Annotated in this window: 15 protein-coding genes; 8 read left to right on the forward strand and 7 right to left on the reverse strand. The window is 64.0% G+C overall.

Going from position 1 to position 15,659, the window contains the following annotated elements; all coding sequences use genetic code 11:
* From AC1DWA_RS25160 to AC1DWA_RS25170, 3 genes are all read right to left on the reverse strand, one after another.
* Positions 1-932, reverse strand: a 932-nt coding sequence (locus AC1DWA_RS25160; RefSeq protein WP_477917167.1) for an HRDC domain-containing protein, incomplete at its 3' end; no start/stop codon positions are given.
* An 11-nt stretch (positions 933-943) separates the two neighbouring features.
* Positions 944-2,350, reverse strand: a complete 1,407-nt coding sequence (locus tag AC1DWA_RS25165) for a WS/DGAT/MGAT family O-acyltransferase (protein ID WP_019748265.1) — start codon at positions 2,348-2,350, stop codon at positions 944-946.
* Positions 2,351-2,410: 60 nt separating this feature from the next.
* Entirely contained in the window at positions 2,411-3,001 is a 591-nt protein-coding gene (locus AC1DWA_RS25170; RefSeq protein ID WP_019748266.1) for a DUF3000 domain-containing protein, read from the reverse strand.
* 168 nt (positions 3,002-3,169) lie between these two features.
* Between AC1DWA_RS25170 and hemE the strand changes: the two genes are divergently transcribed.
* From hemE to AC1DWA_RS25205, 7 genes are all read left to right on the forward strand, one after another.
* Positions 3,170-4,267 carry a uroporphyrinogen decarboxylase gene (gene hemE / locus AC1DWA_RS25175; protein ID WP_021334677.1) on the forward strand — a complete coding sequence of 366 codons (1,098 nt, stop codon included), beginning with the start codon at positions 3,170-3,172 and terminating at the stop codon, positions 4,265-4,267.
* The gene (locus tag AC1DWA_RS25180) at positions 4,264-5,625 is read left to right on the forward strand and encodes a protoporphyrinogen oxidase (RefSeq protein ID WP_060938501.1); all 1,362 of its coding nucleotides are present in this window, start codon (positions 4,264-4,266) and stop codon (positions 5,623-5,625) included. Before hemE ends, AC1DWA_RS25180 begins: the two co-directional genes overlap by 4 nt.
* Positions 5,626-5,629: 4 nt before the next feature.
* Entirely contained in the window at positions 5,630-6,325 is a 696-nt protein-coding gene (gene hemQ / locus AC1DWA_RS25185) for a hydrogen peroxide-dependent heme synthase (RefSeq protein WP_019748269.1), read from the forward strand.
* Between the two features lie 54 nt (positions 6,326-6,379).
* Positions 6,380-8,656 (forward strand): molybdopterin guanine dinucleotide-containing S/N-oxide reductase, encoded by a 2,277-nt coding sequence (locus AC1DWA_RS25190; RefSeq protein WP_477846770.1) that lies wholly within the window; start codon positions 6,380-6,382, stop codon positions 8,654-8,656.
* 82 nt (positions 8,657-8,738) lie between these two features.
* Complete coding sequence (locus tag AC1DWA_RS25195) at positions 8,739-9,212, forward strand: YbaB/EbfC family nucleoid-associated protein (RefSeq protein WP_020969512.1); 474 nt, start codon at positions 8,739-8,741, stop codon at positions 9,210-9,212.
* Positions 9,205-9,516, forward strand: a complete 312-nt coding sequence (locus AC1DWA_RS25200) for a hypothetical protein (RefSeq protein WP_477846766.1) — start codon at positions 9,205-9,207, stop codon at positions 9,514-9,516. Before AC1DWA_RS25195 ends, AC1DWA_RS25200 begins: the two co-directional genes overlap by 8 nt.
* Positions 9,516-10,436: a WXG100-like domain-containing protein gene (locus AC1DWA_RS25205; protein ID WP_046378502.1), complete on the forward strand. Its 921-nt coding sequence runs from the start codon at positions 9,516-9,518 to the stop codon at positions 10,434-10,436. The genes AC1DWA_RS25200 and AC1DWA_RS25205 overlap by 1 nt, the downstream gene beginning before the upstream one ends.
* A gap of 53 nt (positions 10,437-10,489) precedes the next feature.
* Here the strand turns inward: AC1DWA_RS25205 and msrB are convergent, their stop codons facing one another.
* From msrB to AC1DWA_RS25225, 4 genes are read right to left on the reverse strand one after another with little or no spacing between them, the layout of a single operon-like run.
* The gene (msrB, locus tag AC1DWA_RS25210; RefSeq protein WP_003942631.1) at positions 10,490-10,921 is read right to left on the reverse strand and encodes a peptide-methionine (R)-S-oxide reductase MsrB; all 432 of its coding nucleotides are present in this window, start codon (positions 10,919-10,921) and stop codon (positions 10,490-10,492) included.
* A gap of 9 nt (positions 10,922-10,930) precedes the next feature.
* Positions 10,931-12,214 carry a glycosyltransferase family 87 protein gene (locus tag AC1DWA_RS25215; protein ID WP_019748274.1) on the reverse strand — a complete coding sequence of 428 codons (1,284 nt, stop codon included), beginning with the start codon at positions 12,212-12,214 and terminating at the stop codon, positions 10,931-10,933.
* A 60-nt stretch (positions 12,215-12,274) separates the two neighbouring features.
* Positions 12,275-13,828 (reverse strand): alpha/beta fold hydrolase, encoded by a 1,554-nt coding sequence (locus AC1DWA_RS25220; RefSeq protein WP_019748275.1) that lies wholly within the window; start codon positions 13,826-13,828, stop codon positions 12,275-12,277.
* Positions 13,829-13,847: 19 nt separating this feature from the next.
* Positions 13,848-14,597, reverse strand: coding sequence for a pyrimidine reductase family protein (locus AC1DWA_RS25225; protein WP_019748276.1), 750 nt, complete (start codon positions 14,595-14,597; stop codon positions 13,848-13,850).
* Positions 14,598-14,640: 43 nt separating this feature from the next.
* On the opposite strand from AC1DWA_RS25225, the gene zapE reads away from it, so the two are divergent.
* Entirely contained in the window at positions 14,641-15,657 is a 1,017-nt protein-coding gene (gene zapE, locus AC1DWA_RS25230; RefSeq protein WP_019748277.1) for a cell division protein ZapE, read from the forward strand.
* The last annotated feature ends 2 nt before the right edge of the window (positions 15,658-15,659 follow it).

Consider the following 15,659-nt stretch of genomic DNA (forward strand, 5'->3'; position numbering starts at 1 on the left):
CTGTCCGGGAGCCTGCGCGCAGCTTCCAGCGCGTCCATCCACACACGCGAATACCGGCGTTGACGTGGTCCGCCGAACACGGGAAGCGAACGGAGCGCATCCAGCGACTGAGGATCTTTGAGGGCGGCGTCGATGATTGCGGAGTCAGGGAGAACCCGGCTCGGCGACACGTCGCGCTTGCGCGCGAGATCCTCACGCGCCTGCCACAGCGCCCGTACTGCCGCCAACTGCCGAGTGGTCTTGAGCGAGGTGATGTGCGATGTACGACGCCAACGGTCGGGCTTGGGCTTGGGCGGGCCGGCCAGACGGATGTACTCGAACTCCTCCTTCGCCCACTCGAGCTTGCCCTGGGATTCGAGTTCGGCTTCCATGGCGTCGCGCAGTTCGAGAAGCACTTCGACGTCGAGGGCGGCGTAGTTCAACCAGGCGTCCGGCAGCGGACGTGTCGACCAGTCCGCGGCCCCGTGACCCTTGCGAAGTTCCACCCGCAGGGTTCGTTCCACTATCGCGGCGAGTCCGACTCGTTCGAACCCGGCCAGTCGACCGGCCAGTTCGGTGTCGAACAGCTCGGCCGGTGTCAGGCCCAGTTCGGCGAGGCCGGGGAGATCCTGATCGGCCGAGTGCAGCACCCATTGCAACGGATTGATCGCCTCGGCCAACGGCTGCAGGTCCTGCGCTGTCGGGATCGGGTCGAGCAGGAACGATCCCGCTCCTTCGCGTCGGAGCTGGATCAGGTACGCCCGTGCCGAATAACGGAATCCGGATGCTCGCTCGGCGTCCACGGCGAGCGGGCCGTGGCCGGAGGCCAGCGCGGCCGCGGCGTCGGCGACACCGGCGGCAGTGGTGATGACGTCCGGAACTCCGTCACGCGGAACGAGCAGCGGAACTACGTCGGAGGTGGGCTCGGTTGCATCATCGGTGACTTCGGACATGGTCACTGACTCTACGTCGCAGTCGGGGCCGGGGTTGTCACCTCAGCGTCGAACAGTTCGTCGAGTGCGGCTCCGAAACCTTGCGCGAGCTGGTCCAATTCGGGTGCCAGATCGGAGCAACTGACGATGCCGACGTCGAGTTTTCCGTCGAGTGACATCACCGTCACGTTGAGTCCTGCCCCGTGAAAGATCGGGCCGAGCGGGAACATTCCCTTGATCTGGGCGCCGAGGAAGTAGAGCGGGACCGGCGGCCCGGGCACGTTCGAGACGACCAGGTTGGACACGACGGGGTGACGCTCGGCGAGTTTGAGCGACGAGTACACCCGCATGGCGGCGCCGAACACCGCCGGCGATGCGAACTGGGACCAGTCCTGGAGCATGTTCGCGCCCAGAGCCTCGTTGTGGTTCTTCGAGGTGGCGTTGTAATCGCTGATCGCGTGCAGACGCTCGACCGGATCGCCGATCTGGGTGCCCAGCTGCGTGAACATGCCCGAGATCTGGTTTGTGCCCGGCCGATCGGATTTACCGTGGACCGATACGGGGACCATCGCGACGAGTGAGTCCTCCGGCAGTTCGTCGCGGTCCTCGAGGTAGGTCCGCAAAGCACCCGCGCACAGCGCGAGAACCACATCGTTGACCTTCACGCCGTGACGGTCTTTGACGGCTTTGACCTTCGCGAGATCGAGCTGGCTGAAGGCGACGTTGCGGTGACCGGTGATAGCGCCGTTGAACGAGGTCCGCGGCGCGGTGAACGGAGCAGGCATCGCTTCACCCTTGCGTGCACGCGTCACCCACTTGGGGAGCATCGCGATTCCGCCGGGGACCAGACGGGCAATTCTTGCGGGTCGGGCGATGACGGCCATGAGTCCGCCGATCGCGATGTCCAGCGTTCCCGCGTCGCCCGCACCCTGTGCGGTGGGATCCACGAGCGCCGGTGAATCCGGTTCGAGACTGCACAGCTGAGCGAGGATGTTCGCGCCGGTGACGCCGTCGGCAGCGCTGTGATGAATCTTCGACATGACGGCGATCTGTCCGTCGGCAAGTCCCTCGATGACCCACATCTCCCACAGTGGGCGGGAACGATCCAGCGGTTGGCTCGCGATGTGTCCGGCGAGTTCTGCCAGTTCCGCGTGTGTGCCCGGAGCAGGTACCGCGGTCCGGTGGCAGTGCCGCTCGATGTCGAAATCGTGATCGTCGACCCATACCGGGTAGTCGAGATTGAGGCGGGAATCTTTGAGTTTGCGCCGGAAGGTCGGCATCGTGGCCATCCGCGAGTCCAACTCGCGAAGCAGCTTCCGGTAGTCGTAACCGCCCGGAATGGTCGAGGGGTCGAGCAGTACGAGTCCACAAACGTGCAATAGCTGGGTCGGTGTTTCCAAGTAGAGGAAGGTCGCGTCGAGTCCGCTGAGACGTTGCATGACTCATTTTAGAACAGGTTCTAGTATTTTTCCGGGGGAATGCGTAAACGAGTAGTGGAGTTAGTCGCCCTGCCGCGACAGCGTGGTTATCCCGGCAGGCGGAAGTCCTGCCGCGTACGCGAGAACTTCACAGAAAGCCTCGACGTGGTGAGCCAATTCCGATGACGTTGCAGTCCAGGATGCTCGTAACTCGAGTTGGTGGGCTCGTGGCGGGCCCGCGATGTCGCCGTATCGCACGGAAGTTGTGGCTGTGACCGTACCGCCCAGGGCCACAAAAGGTTCCGGTCCGGCTTCGAGTGCGTCCACCAGCCAACTCCAGGCTACTTCGGGAAGTAGTGGATCCGCGGCGACGGCTTCGTCGAGGTCGGCCTGTATGTAGGCCACCAACCGCATGGTGCCGTTCCACGCCTCGTCGCCGTCCGGATCGAACAACAGGATCAGGCGGCCGAAAGCGTCGCCTTCGGACTGCTCGGCCACGACGTCGGAGTCCGGGTGCAGAACCTCGGCTCCCACTGCGTGGCTGTACGGAGCGAGACGCTGCGGTGGACGGATGGGACCGACCTCTATCTCGGGCCGAACCCGCGCAGCGGTCATCGCCTCCACGGCGGCACGGAACTCGGCCGGGTCGGCTGTCGATCCGGATGTCGTCACAGGTCAGGACGTTAGTCGGGGATAAGGGCGGGTAGGTGGAGGCGCGCCGACCGAGTGTGGTTCGGGTGTGTGGCCGCTCACGAACCGCTCGGGTGTCCGATCCCGAGTGTGGGACATGGCAGCATTGAGTCGATCGAAGACACACGTTGGCGGAGAGCGCGAGGACTGATGAGCGGGTTGGACAACATGAATTCAGGCATGACCGGGTCGGCGGAATACAGCGCTCGGCGAGTTTTGCCCGACGCACCGTTGCTCGCCGCGGCGACCGGACGCACTCCGAGTCGACGGCCGGTGTGGTTCATGCGCCAGGCCGGACGTTCGTTGCCGGAGTATCGCGAGATCCGCGCGGGGATCGGCATGTTGGAGTCGTGTTTCGATCCGGCGCTGGTCTGTGAGATCACGATGCAGCCGGTGCGCCGTCACGATGTGGACGCGGCAATCCTGTTCTCGGACATCGTTGTTCCGCTCAAGGCTGCGGGAATCGATCTCGACATCGTTGCCGGCGTCGGACCGGTGGTTGCCAATCCGATTCGCTCCATCGCCGACGTCGCAGCCCTCCCTCGATTGGTTCCCGAAGAGGTCGGGGCGATCGCGCAGGCCGTTCGACTTCTCACCACCGAGTTGGGCTCGACTCCGCTGATCGGCTTTGCCGGAGCACCGTTCACCTTGGCGTCGTATCTGGTCGAGGGTGGTCCGAGCCGGAACCACGAGAAGACCAAGGCGCTCATGCACTCCGATCCGAAGACCTGGCACGCGTTGCTCGGAAGCCTGGCAGACACCACGATCTGCTTCCTGCAGACGCAGCTCAAGGCGGGTGTCGACGCGGTTCAGCTGTTCGACTCGTGGGCCGGCGCGCTCTCGCTGGCCGATTACCGGGAATTTGTTCTCCCGCATTCCGAACGGGTGTTTGCCGAGGTTGCAGCTGCCGGCGTTCCGCGTATCCACTTCGGTGTCGGAACCGGTGAACTTCTCGGCGCGATGGGGGAGGCAGGTGCCGACGTCGTGGGTGTCGACTGGCGGATTCCGCTCGACGTCGCGGCCGGTCGTGTCGGTCCGGGCAAGGCGCTGCAAGGCAATCTCGATCCCGCTGTACTGTTCGCGGGCCCCGAGGTGATCGATCGTGAGGTGCGCCGGATCGCCGCTGAAGGTGACCGCGCGATCGAGGCCGGTGCCATCGGCCACATCTTCAACCTCGGCCATGGAGTTCTTCCCGACACCGATCCCACGGCGATCACCTCGGCGGTGGAGCTGGTGCACTCGCTGTGACAACCACTCGGCCGTCGGTCGCGGTGATCGGAGGCGGAATCTCCGGTCTGGTTGCCGCGTACCGGCTTCGGTGCAGTCTGGGCTCCGTTGCCGACATCACGGTCGTCGACGACTCTCCGCGACTGGGCGGGAAGCTGCGAACGATTGATCTCGGTGGTGGCCCGATCGACATCGGCGCCGAGGCGTTCATCGCCCGTCGGCCCGAAGTCCCTGCGCTTCTCGCCGAGCTGGGACTGACCGATCAGATCGTTTACCCCGCGGGGTTGAGCCCGTTGATCTGGTCCCAGGGCTCACTGAATCGACTTCCTGCCGGAACCCTGATGGGAATCCCGGCATCGTCCGAGTCGGTGAGAGATCTAGTCGACGAGCAGACGCTGTCGCGCATAGCTGCCGAACCAGGCGTTCCGTTCGAGTGGACACGCGGTTCCGATTGCAGTGTTGCCGAACTGGTTTCAGGGCGATTCGGTGATCAGGTGGTCAGCCGATCGGTGGATCCCCTTCTCGGCGGGGTGTACTCGGGCCTGGCGGAGACCATCGGAGTGCGTGCAGCTTTGCCGACACTCGCTGCGGCGCTCGATGCGGGCGCTCAGAGCCTCACGGATGCAGTTGCAGCCGCAGTGCCGACACCTGCACCCGGACCAGTGTTCGGAGCGCTCAGGGACGGTTACGGCATCTTGCTCGATGCGCTGCGGCAGGCCGCCGACGCGACGTTCGTCCGCGGCGAGGCTTCCGAGTTACGCAGGGACGGGAAAGGTTGGAACGTCGATCCGCTCGGCAGCGTCGACGCGGTGATTCTGGCTGTTCCGGCGCCGCGCGCAGCGGTGCTGTTGGCCGGCGTCGATGCGGATATTGCGCGTATCGCGTCGCGGATCGAACTGGCGTCGTCCGCGGTGGTGGCGCTCCGCTTGCCCGGTCAGGTCGACCTTCCGCAGAATTCGGGGATCCTGGTTGCCACCGACGCCGACCTGACCGCCAAGGCGTTCACGCTGTCGAGCCGAAAGTGGACGCACCTCGCTGATCGCGGCGAGCATCTCGTTCGGGTGTCGTTCGGTCGATTCGGCGCATCGGAGATCGTCGACCGGCCGGATGGTGAACTGATCGAACTTGCGTGCGCCGATCTCGCGACCGTGACCGGAATCACCGAGGAGCCAGGAGCGAGCTTCGTACAGCGGTGGCACGGCGGTCTTCCCCAGTACTCCCCAGGTCACACGGAAATCGTGGCTGAAATCGAGTCCGGGATGACGCAGTTCGACGGCCTCGAAGTGGCCGGGTCGTGGCTGCACGGCGTCGGGGTTCCGGCGTGTGTCGCAGTCGGCACGACGGCGGCTACACGGATATTCGAGCGAGTGGCACGATAGACCCATGGCACGCCTTGATTTCGACAAACTGAACTCTGAAATCCGTTACCTCATGTTCTCCGTGTTCCAGGTGGAACCCGGTGTGCTGGGCGATGATCGGGAAGCTGCGGTCAAGGACGCCCGCTTGTTCTTCGAGGGTCTCGAAGACAAGGGCGTCGTGGTTCGCGGCATCTACGACGTCGCCGGCTTGCGCGCCGACGCGGACTTCATGATCTGGACCCACGCGGCCAGCATCGAGGAACTGCAGGCCGCGTACGCGGATTTCCGCCGCACCACCGTCCTCGGACAGGCCAGTGCTCCCATCTGGAGCAACTCGGCGGTGCACCGCCCCGCGGAGTTCAACAAGAGCCACGTGCCCTCGTTCATCGCGGGTGAGGATCCCGGTGACTACATCTGCGTTTACCCGTTCGTCCGCTCGTACGAGTGGTACCTGCTCCCCGACGAGGAGCGTCGCAAGATGCTCGCCGATCACGGTATGGCTGCTCGTTCGTACAAGGACGTTCGCGCCAACACGGTCCCGGCCTTCGCTCTGGGGGACTACGAGTGGATTCTCGCGTTCGAAGCGCCTGAGCTCATCCGTATCGTCGATCTGATGCGCGATCTGCGTGCCACCGAAGCTCGCTTGCACGTTCGCGAAGAGGTGCCGTTCTTCACCGGGCCGCGCGTGGACATCGAGAAGCTGGTCCTTTCCCTTCCCTGATCTACTTCGAAAGTAGTTTCTGTGACAACTGCACCGAACCGGCGTCGTCAACACATGTCCCATTGGGGAATGTTCACCGCCGAATCGGTCGCCGGCGAGGTGACCGCCGTGCATCCGTACGAGGGTGATTCGAATCCCTCGCCGATGCTCGGGAACCTCGCCGGTTCGGTGCGCAGTCGGGCTCGCGTTTCGGGCCCGGCGGTACGCCGCGGTTGGCTCGAGAACGGGCCTGGTCCCAGCGACCGACGTGGAGCGGACGAGTTCGTCTCGGTCTCGTGGGACGAACTGACCGAACTCCTCTCCCGCGAGTTGCGTCGCGTGGTCGACACGCACGGGAACAAAGCGATCTTCGGCGGCTCGTACGGCTGGGCCAGCGCCGGTCGATTCCATCACGCGCAGAGCCAAGTTCACCGATTTCTGAATCAGCTGGGTGGATACACCAAGTCGGTCCACAGCTACTCGCTCGGTGCCACCGGTGTCATCATGCCGCGTGTGGTCGGAACTCACTGGAAGTTGTTCGCGCGCTCCACGTCGTGGGACGTCATCGCCAAGCACTCCGATCTTCTCGTCTCGTTCGGGGGAGTACCGATCAAGAACACCGGCGTCAATGCCGGTGGTACGAGCGATCATCCGACGAGCGGGGCGCTCGACGCATTTCGTGCCCGCGGCGGAAAGATCGTCTCCTTCAGTCCGTTGCGCGACGACGTCGATGGCGACTGCGAGTGGATCGCACCCATTCCGGGAACCGACGTGGCAATCATGCTTGCCCTGGCGTTTGTCCTGGCGTCGGAGGACCTGCACGATCGCGATTTCCTGAACCGCTTCTGCGTCGGCTACGAACGCTTCGAGGATTACCTGCTCGGACGTGCCGACGGTGTACCGAAGGATCCGCGCTGGGCGGAGAAGATCTCCGGGGTGCCGGCGGAGTTCATCACCGACCTGGCTCGGAGAATGGCGTCCGGCCGGACGCTGGTGACCGTCACGTGGTCGTTGCAACGCATCAAACACGGTGAACAGGCACCGTGGATGGGCGTGACACTCGCCGCGATGCTCGGCCAATTCGGGCTTGCGGGTGGCGGTTTCGGCCACGGCTACGGTTCGATGAACGAGCCGGGTCTGGCTCCGGTGCCGTATCCGTTGCCGACCTTCTCACAAGGTGTGAATCCGGTGCCCGATTTCATTCCGGTGGCCGCGATCTCCGATCTCTTGCTCTCGCCCGGCGAGGAGTTCGACTACGACGGCAGGCGCCTGACCTATCCGGATATTCGGTTGGTCTACTGGGCCGGTGGCAATCCGTTTCACCACCACCAGGATCTCCCGAGGCTGCGACGGGCATTTGCGCGTCCGGACACGATCGTCGTTCACGATCCCTACTGGACGCCGATGGCCCGCAATGCCGACATCGTTGTCCCGTCGACAACGTCGCTCGAACGAAATGACCTGAGCTGCACACGAAATGATCCACTTCTGGTCGCGATGCAGCAAGTAGTTCCACCTTTCGCGAACTCGCGAGACGACTACGACACGTTTGCCGCTCTGGCTTCTGCGCTCGGATTCGGGGAGCAGTTCACCGAGGGGAGATCCTCACAGGAGTGGATCGAGCATCTCTACGGTCAATGGCGGCCGTTCGTCGATGCAGACGGCGGCAACACACCGACGTTCGAGGATTTCTGGTCGGACGGGCACTACCGGATGCGAACCGAAGACAACCTCGTGCTCTTCGGTGACTTCCGCGAGGACCCCGAGAAGTATCCGCTCTCGACTCCGAGTGGGAAGATCGAGATCTTCTCCGAGACCATCGAGTCTTTCGGCTACGACGACTGCGCCGGCCATCCGCGCTGGTACGAGCCCGACGAGTGGCTGGGTGGACCACGGGCCACGCAATTCCCGCTTCACTTGATCGCCAACCAGCCCAAGACGCGGCTGCACAGCCAACTCGATCACGGCGCTGCGAGCCAGGCATCGAAGATTCAGGGACGCGAGCCGATTCGTATGCACCCCGATGCAGCGGCCCAGCGCGGCGTGTCGGCTGGGGACGTGGTGCGCGTATTCAACGATCGCGGGGCGTGCCTGGCTGGTGTGATCGTCGATTCGGATTTGCGGAGCGACGTCGTCCAGTTGTCGACCGGGGCGTGGTACGACCCGCTCGATCCTGCCGATCCCGATTCGCTGTGTGTTCACGGAAATCCCAACGTTCTTACGCCGGACGTCGGCACGTCTTCGCTTTCGCACGGGTGCACCGGCCAGCACGTTCTGGTGCAGATCGAGAAATTCGAAGGGGTTCTGCCGCCGGTCAAGGCGTTCGATCCGCCCGTGCTTCGTTCGCGCTGACGGAACCGATCGGCCACCTCCCGCGTCGAACCTCGTGAGCGCCTGAATCAGGTGTCACGATCTATCGAAGGTGGGGGCCATCGTGAGTGGGGCGGATGTTGGTTCGATGAGGGGACAGGTCGAAGTTCTTCGGGCTCAGATCGATTCGATGCAGGTTGATCTGTTGGAGCGAACGCGATCGCTGGCGGATATGCAGGAGAAGATCGCACGAGCGACGGCGAGCGCGCGCTCGAGTGATGGCAGTGTGGAAGTCGTCGTAGACGCTTCGGGGGCGACCGTGGGAGTCGCCCTCTCCGGGAGCGCTTACGGCAAGCATTCGCCGGTAGCGTTGGGAAATCTGATCCTGGCCACGGCCACATCTGCGGCGGAGGACATGCGCCGACAGATTGCCGAGATGTCGAGGCCGTTCACCGAAGCGGCCAGGATCGATTTGCCCGACCTCGTTCCCGGTGTGCTCGGATTGCGTGAGATTCTCGCGCCTCGTCCGGCGTCGGTGCCGGTCGGCGGCGACGAGCACTGGGACCGCACCGTTCTGAGGAGCTCCGGCAATGTCTGAACTGGACGTGGACGTGGCCGCGATGGGAAGTGCTGCACCAGCATTCGAGGTGGTCGCTGCCGATCTCGACGAGGCACGGAGTGCTCTGGAAACAGTGGCCGGCGACGAAGAGGGGTGCTGGGGCGCTGACCAGTTCGGAACCGCATTCTCGGACGCGTATGTTCCCGGTGCGGAGTCAGCAGTCGGTGGGATGACACTGGTCGCGGGCGCGCTCCGCGAATTGACCGCCACGCTGATCGAGATCACCGATCGTTTCGAATCGATCGACACCTCGCTTGCCGACGACATGGCGGGTGGGCTCTGATGGGACTCGAGATTCCAGGCTGGTTACAGGCGGTTGCGTCGGTCGCGGTGGGCAGTGACTGGCCGCAAGGAGACGAAACGGCACTGTGGAGGTTGGGTGATGCCTGGTCAGGCGCGGCYGATCGGATCGAGGCTTCGGCCGCTGCCGGTGGTTACGGATTGCAAACAGTACTGGCATCGATCGACGGTCGAGCCGGCGACTCGTTGTCTCGGTATTGGTCGGAGGCCGGGGGAGTTGCGGATGTCTTCGAGCGGTTGTCCTCTGCCGCGGCCGAACTGGGTCAGTCATGCACCGATACCGGCACGGACATCGAGTACACCAAACTGTCGATCCTCGCGGCGCTGGGCGCACTGGCGCTCGAGATTGCCGCCATGGTGGCGGCCGCTGTCCCGACACTGGGTGCGAGTACCGCCGGAATCGTGGCGGCTGAGGTGGCAACAACACTCACGGTCCGAATGCTGTTGCAGCAATTGTTGATACGAGTGATCGAGGCTGCAGCAGTGGAAGCTGCCGCTGCCGTCTTCTCCGGCCTCGCCATTCAACTCGGGCAGATGACGATGGATCATCGCCAGTCGATCGACGGTGGCAAGGTCGTGACCGAGGGGCGCGACGGTTTCATCAAGGGACTTGCGAACGGAGGGTTGAAGACGACGCCGGATCGTGTCGGCCCCGACCCGAACCCGCTCCCGACCGGTTCGAGATTGCAGCAGATCGCGCGGGGGGCTTTCGACGATGCGGTATCGGGAGCGTCCGCTGCGATCGTGACGAAGGAAGTCACGGGCGGCGATGCCTCGTTGACGGACATCACTTCCGGCGCGATCGGTGGTGGGATCGGGTCAGTCAAGGACGGTCTTGTCGCTCGAAACGAGGACCTGAACGCGGCTGGTCTGAGCCCGACTGCGCTGAACTGGGACTTCTGAGTTGAAGTCTCGAATCGTGGGCTACCAGTGACTCGGGGTAGCCCACGACCTGGCTACTGAGCGGGCTTGAGAACCAGCGAGATCGAGTTGATGCAGTACCGCTGATCGGTCGGCGTCGGGTATCCCTCGCCCTCGAAGACGTGACCGAGGTGGCTGTGGCACTTCTTGCAGATGACCTCGACACGGCGCATCCCGAGTGAGCTGTCTTCCTTCAGGATCACGGCATCCGAATCCGCCGGATCGAAGAAGGACGGCCACCCGCAGTGCGATTCGAACTTCTCGGTGCTGCGGAACAGTTCGGCTCCGCACGCACGGCAGGAGTAAACGCCTTCCGTGGTGGTGTCGGTGTACTCGCCGACGAAGGGGCGTTCGGTGCCGGCTTGGCGCAGGACGGCGAACTCCTCCGGCGTCAGCTTTTCGCGCCACTCGCTCTCGGTGTACGTGACCTCAGGTGTGCTGTCGATGCCATCGTGTGAAGAACTCATGCCTCCACGCTAATGCTTTGTCGCCGTTTCGGCTTCGTCGGCAGGTGAGACGGTATCGAGTGGGGGATCGAGGAGGTAGGCGGGATCGATTCCGCGATCCAAGCGGCCCTCGCGACGCGCGACCAGATACCGGTATCCGAGGACACAGAAGATCACGATCAGCAGAAGGCTCCAGCCGAGGGTGCTCTTGGTGTATTCGGCTGCCCGGCCGAAGGTCGGCCAGCGGTTCGACCACCAGCTGTCGAACGTCATGAAGCCGTAGACGGCGAGCCACGCCGGCCAGTTCCGCATGACCGAGTTCTTGAGCACCACGGACATCAACAGCGGCAACAGCATCATCGAGTAGTACATCTGGCCGAGCGATGGCAGCAGGAACGACGCGGTCATGATCACACCGGTCGCGGTGGTGAGGAAGAAGAGTTCGTCGTTGCGGTAATAGCGGTAAAGAAGCCACAGAGAGACGACGACCATGGCGGCCAACACGACGCGCAACAGCAGGATCAACCATTCGGGCAGACCGAAGTAAGCGCCGTTTCCGACAATCGAACTGTTGAAGTAGTCACGAGATTCGAGCAGGTACGGCACGGTGCGGCGGACGAAGTCCATCGGATCCGACGCAAGCGGCCATGCCACGACCGTGAGAATGAACGGGATGCCCAGGGCGGTGACGAGCACCTTCCACTGACCGCGAACGAGCGGCAGCAGGAGCAGTGGCGCGAGAGTGGGTTTCACTGCGATGGTGAGACCGATCGCGGCGCCGGCCCACAGATCCTTCTTGCGCATCAGCAGCAGGAGGAAGGCAACTTCGCCGAGTAGTACGAGGCCGTTGATGTTGGTGAACACCAACGTGTTGGTGACCGTCTCCGACATGAAAGCGCCGAGCACCAGAATCGGCGCCGCGATGGAACTGATCGTCAGGTCGAACAAGCGCAACAGCAGGTAGAGAGCCACGAGAATGGCGACGGCATTGACACCGATGAACAGCCACCGCGAGCGCTCGGGATCGAGGATCGCCAGGGGTGCCATCAACAAGGAACCCGATGGTGGGTACAGATAATGGGGGTCTACGGAGTTGAAATCTGCGGTGTAGACGTCGCGCCCGTTCCAGAACGCCAGCGCGGCGTTGTAGACCGGTCGGAAGTCATCGGTGATGGCGCCGTTGACTGCTGTGACGATGACACGATTGAGCACAGTCATCACGGCGATCGGCCACAAAACGAAGTTGACGACTTGTTGGGTTGTCCGCCCGGTACGCGGCTCGAGCTGTCGAAGGAACACTTCGGCACGGTACACCGGAGCAGGGTGTGATCGGGGGATGCACCCCTTTTCCGTCGTGGTGGACAAGCGCCCGAGTCAGGCCGGGCACACGCTTCCGTTGCTGGGCAGGGAGGCATCGGTGAGGTATGCCCTCATCGCCTGCTGCGCGCAGGTGGATTGTGCCGCGGGGTGACCTGCACCCTGCCAGTCCAGGGTTGCGAAGCGCGACCCCGCGTTGGTCACGACGCCGGTGACGGTCGAGAGTCCGGAGTTCCCGACGGCCGGGTCGCCCTGACCGCTCAGCACGAGGACGGCGGGCTTCAACTGATTCGGCAGGGGAGAGTTGGCGGTCGACGGCCAGCTGGCGCATGCGAGCAAACCGAGCGCGGCTTCTCGACCGAATACCGGATAGTTGGTGCCCCAGGTGTCCGCCAGTTCGCGGACGCGCCCGATCCCCGGCCACTGCATGCCGTCGGTGCATCGTCCGATGAACTGGCCGTCACCGTCCACCTCGTTCTCTGCCCGGGCGGCGCGCTCTCGAATCGGCGAAGCGTTGCCGGTACCGAGCGCGGACAGAGCGTCTGAGAGCGAGCGGGTCTCTTGCTCACGGTTGGTTCCGGCAGTCCACAGGCTCGCCGAAATCGCGTTCGACACCGCAGCGGCGGACAGCGGCTGGAATTCATCGGCCCGAGCGCGCTCCATCAGGTCCGTGACCGCTTTCTTCGGATCAGGTCCGAGAGAGCACCCCAGCGCCACACATCGCTGAGCGAATGCGGTCAACGCCGCTTCCTCGCCCTGCACGCGGCTCTCCGCCTCGGTGGCAGCGTCGGTGGCCACCGGAGCGGGAGAATCGAGGATCAACCTCGCGAGGTTGTCGGGGTGGGCTGCCGCGTAGCTCAGCGCGATGTCCGAGCCGGACCCTGCCGACCACAGAGCGATGGTCTCGACGCCCCACCGCGTACGTAGAGCGTCGATGTCCTCGGCAGCGGAGTCCGCGCCGAACTTCAGTTCTTGAGGATCGAGGTAGTCGGTACAGGCGATGGTTGCATCGTGACCGAGAGCGGCGACCGCGTCGGCGGCGTCGCCGGTGGAGTCCGCGTCGAACTGGCCCAGATCGTGAAGGCCGCGCCGAATCTCCGGCGTCATGCAGTCGATTGCGGTGGACCTGTCGATTCCGCGTCGATCCAGGGCAACGACGGGGTGATCCGCGAGTACCGTCGTCAAGCCGGACGTAGCGAGCATGGCCAGAGAGTTTCCCGACGAACGGTCGGTGCCGGACGTGAACACGATCGGATACGCGTTGGCAGGCGTCGACGACGTTCGAGCGCGGGTCAAGCCGGCAGTGAAGTTGCCGTCGATGGCGCCGGTCACGTCGATGGGGGCACTGAATTCCGCGCATTCGAGGATGACGCCGGCGCTCGACGCTGCGAGAGCCTGGTCGGCGAGTGACGTGCCGGTGCAGTCTCGCCACGGTATGTCGTCGGTCGGGACGCCGGGGTCGACCGGCGGCGCATCGGGTGACGGCCCCTCGCTCTGGGCAGGGCTGCCGTCGGTGCGGCCTTCGACCGCGACGGCGGGCCGAAGCGACGGCCCGGCGCCGCACGCACAACACGTCGCGAGGACGACGGCCATCAAAGCAACTCTGCGCATGCCGACCAGAGTGCCAGGTTCACCGACGTGGCTGCTGACGAACCCATCGAGTGAGGATCGTGCCGTCCGAATCGCCGAGAATGTGAGCGGGACGCATCGACGTGGGCATTGCATTGGGGGAGAGCGAGATTCGGCCGACTTTGCTCCCCACCAGTTGAGGTGAAGTGGTGATGCAGAGTTCGTCGACGGCATTGTCCTCGATCAACTGCCCGAAAAGTGACGGCCCGCCCTCGCACAGCGCGCGACGGAGCTTGCGAGCCGACAAGGCCCTGTCGATGTCGCCGCTGCTGACATTCGGTGAGTCCGTCACCTCCACCTGCGCTCCGGCCGACCTCAGCGCTGAAATCGCTGCGCTGTCCGCGGCGCTACCGACAACAAGAATCGGCGGAATTTCGGTATCTCGCAGGAGCCGGCTTTCAGGGTCGATCGACGCGTGCGCCGAGACGACGAGGATCGGTGGGACCGGAGCGAGGCCGCCCGCCTTTCGTCGCGCCCGGGCTGCGTCCGAGATCTGCACACCCCCGTAGTTCTCGGCTCGCGCTGTGCCTGCGCCGACCACGACGACGTCACAAAGTTCGCGCAAGATCCCGAATACCGACTTGTCTGCAGGTGTGCCCAGTCCATGGCTCACTCCGTCGACGGAGACGCACCCGTCGATGCTGGAAACGAAGTTCACGCGCATCCAGGGTTGGGAGAGGTTCTCCGGATAGGCGTACAAGCCGCGGAGTTCGTCTTCGTGGCCTGGTGTGAAGTAGGTCGCAATATCCATACGGTGCACATGAGAGATCACATCACGTAGATACCCTTGACGGATGCATGAACGTCTTGTCGATCGCAGCCCGGTGGTACCCGCCGATCAACTGGTAGCTCAAATGGTGCCTCCCGCAATGTTCGACGAGGTGAGTTTTGCGTCCTACATTCCTGATCCGAAGGAACCGAGCCAGGCAGCTGCTGTCGCCAAGGCCGAGGAATTCTCCAAGCGCGTAACCAAGATCCGTAGTGGTGGACGCCGCGGACTGTTCGGCAAGAAGACCCAGGCGACCGGCGCCGGCCTGTACCTCGACGGCGGGTTCGGTGTCGGTAAGACTCACTTGCTGGCGTCGATCTTCCACAGCGTTCCGTCGCCGAAGGCTTTCGGAACCTTCGTCGAGCTGACACACGTCGTCGGCGCTCTCGGCTTCAACAAAGCGGTCGAAGCGCTCGCCGACCACAGCGTTCTCTGCATCGACGAGTTCGAGCTCGACGATCCGGGCGACACCATGCTCGTCTCTCGCCTCCTTTCGGAGCTTTCCGCGCGCGGCGTGTCCATCGTCGCGACGTCGAACACGCTTCCCGGCCAGCTCGGTGAGGGTCGCTTCGCGGCTCAGGACTTCCTGCGTGAGATCAAGAAGCTCGGCTCGATCTTCGAGACGATTCGCGTCGACGGCCCCGACTACCGTCACCGCGATCTCCCGCCCGCACCAGAGCCCATCTCCTCGGAGGAATTGGTCTCTCGGGCCGAGGCGATCGACGGCGCCACGCTCGACAACTTCGACGAGCTGTGCAAGCACCTCAGCACACTGCATCCGTCGCGCTACAACAAGCTGGTCGAGGGTGTGAAGGCAGTCTTCATCGACGGCGTTCACCCGGCCACGGATCAGTCTGTTGCACTGCGCATCGTGGTTCTCGCCGACCGTTTGTACGACGCGAGCATCCCGGTCACCGTTTCCGGCGCACGCCTCGATGAGATCTTCACTCCCGAGATGCTCGCCGGTGGGTACAAGAAGAAGTACCTGCGCGCGACCTCGCGTCTGCTCGCACTTTCTCGTTTCGAGGTCGCGGCCGGCTGATC

Source organism: Rhodococcus sp. P4_F3_2, from assembly GCF_056401335.1.

Coding starts and splice junctions, on each gene's coding strand:
- AC1DWA_RS25165 (WP_019748265.1), bottom strand. CDS start 2,350: ATGCAACGTCTCAGCGGACTCGACGCGACCTTCCTCTACTTGGAAACA.
- hemE (WP_021334677.1), top strand. CDS start 3,170: ATGAGCGGGTTGGACAACATGAATTCAGGCATGACCGGGTCGGCGGAA.
- hemQ (WP_019748269.1), top strand. CDS start 5,630: ATGGCACGCCTTGATTTCGACAAACTGAACTCTGAAATCCGTTACCTC.
- AC1DWA_RS25190 (WP_477846770.1), top strand. CDS start 6,380: ATGTCCCATTGGGGAATGTTCACCGCCGAATCGGTCGCCGGCGAGGTG.
- AC1DWA_RS25200 (WP_477846766.1), top strand. CDS start 9,205: ATGTCTGAACTGGACGTGGACGTGGCCGCGATGGGAAGTGCTGCACCA.
- msrB (WP_003942631.1), bottom strand. CDS start 10,921: ATGAGTTCTTCACACGATGGCATCGACAGCACACCTGAGGTCACGTAC.
- AC1DWA_RS25220 (WP_019748275.1), bottom strand. CDS start 13,828: ATGCGCAGAGTTGCTTTGATGGCCGTCGTCCTCGCGACGTGTTGTGCG.
- AC1DWA_RS25225 (WP_019748276.1), bottom strand. CDS start 14,597: ATGGATATTGCGACCTACTTCACACCAGGCCACGAAGACGAACTCCGC.
- zapE (WP_019748277.1), top strand. CDS start 14,641: ATGCATGAACGTCTTGTCGATCGCAGCCCGGTGGTACCCGCCGATCAA.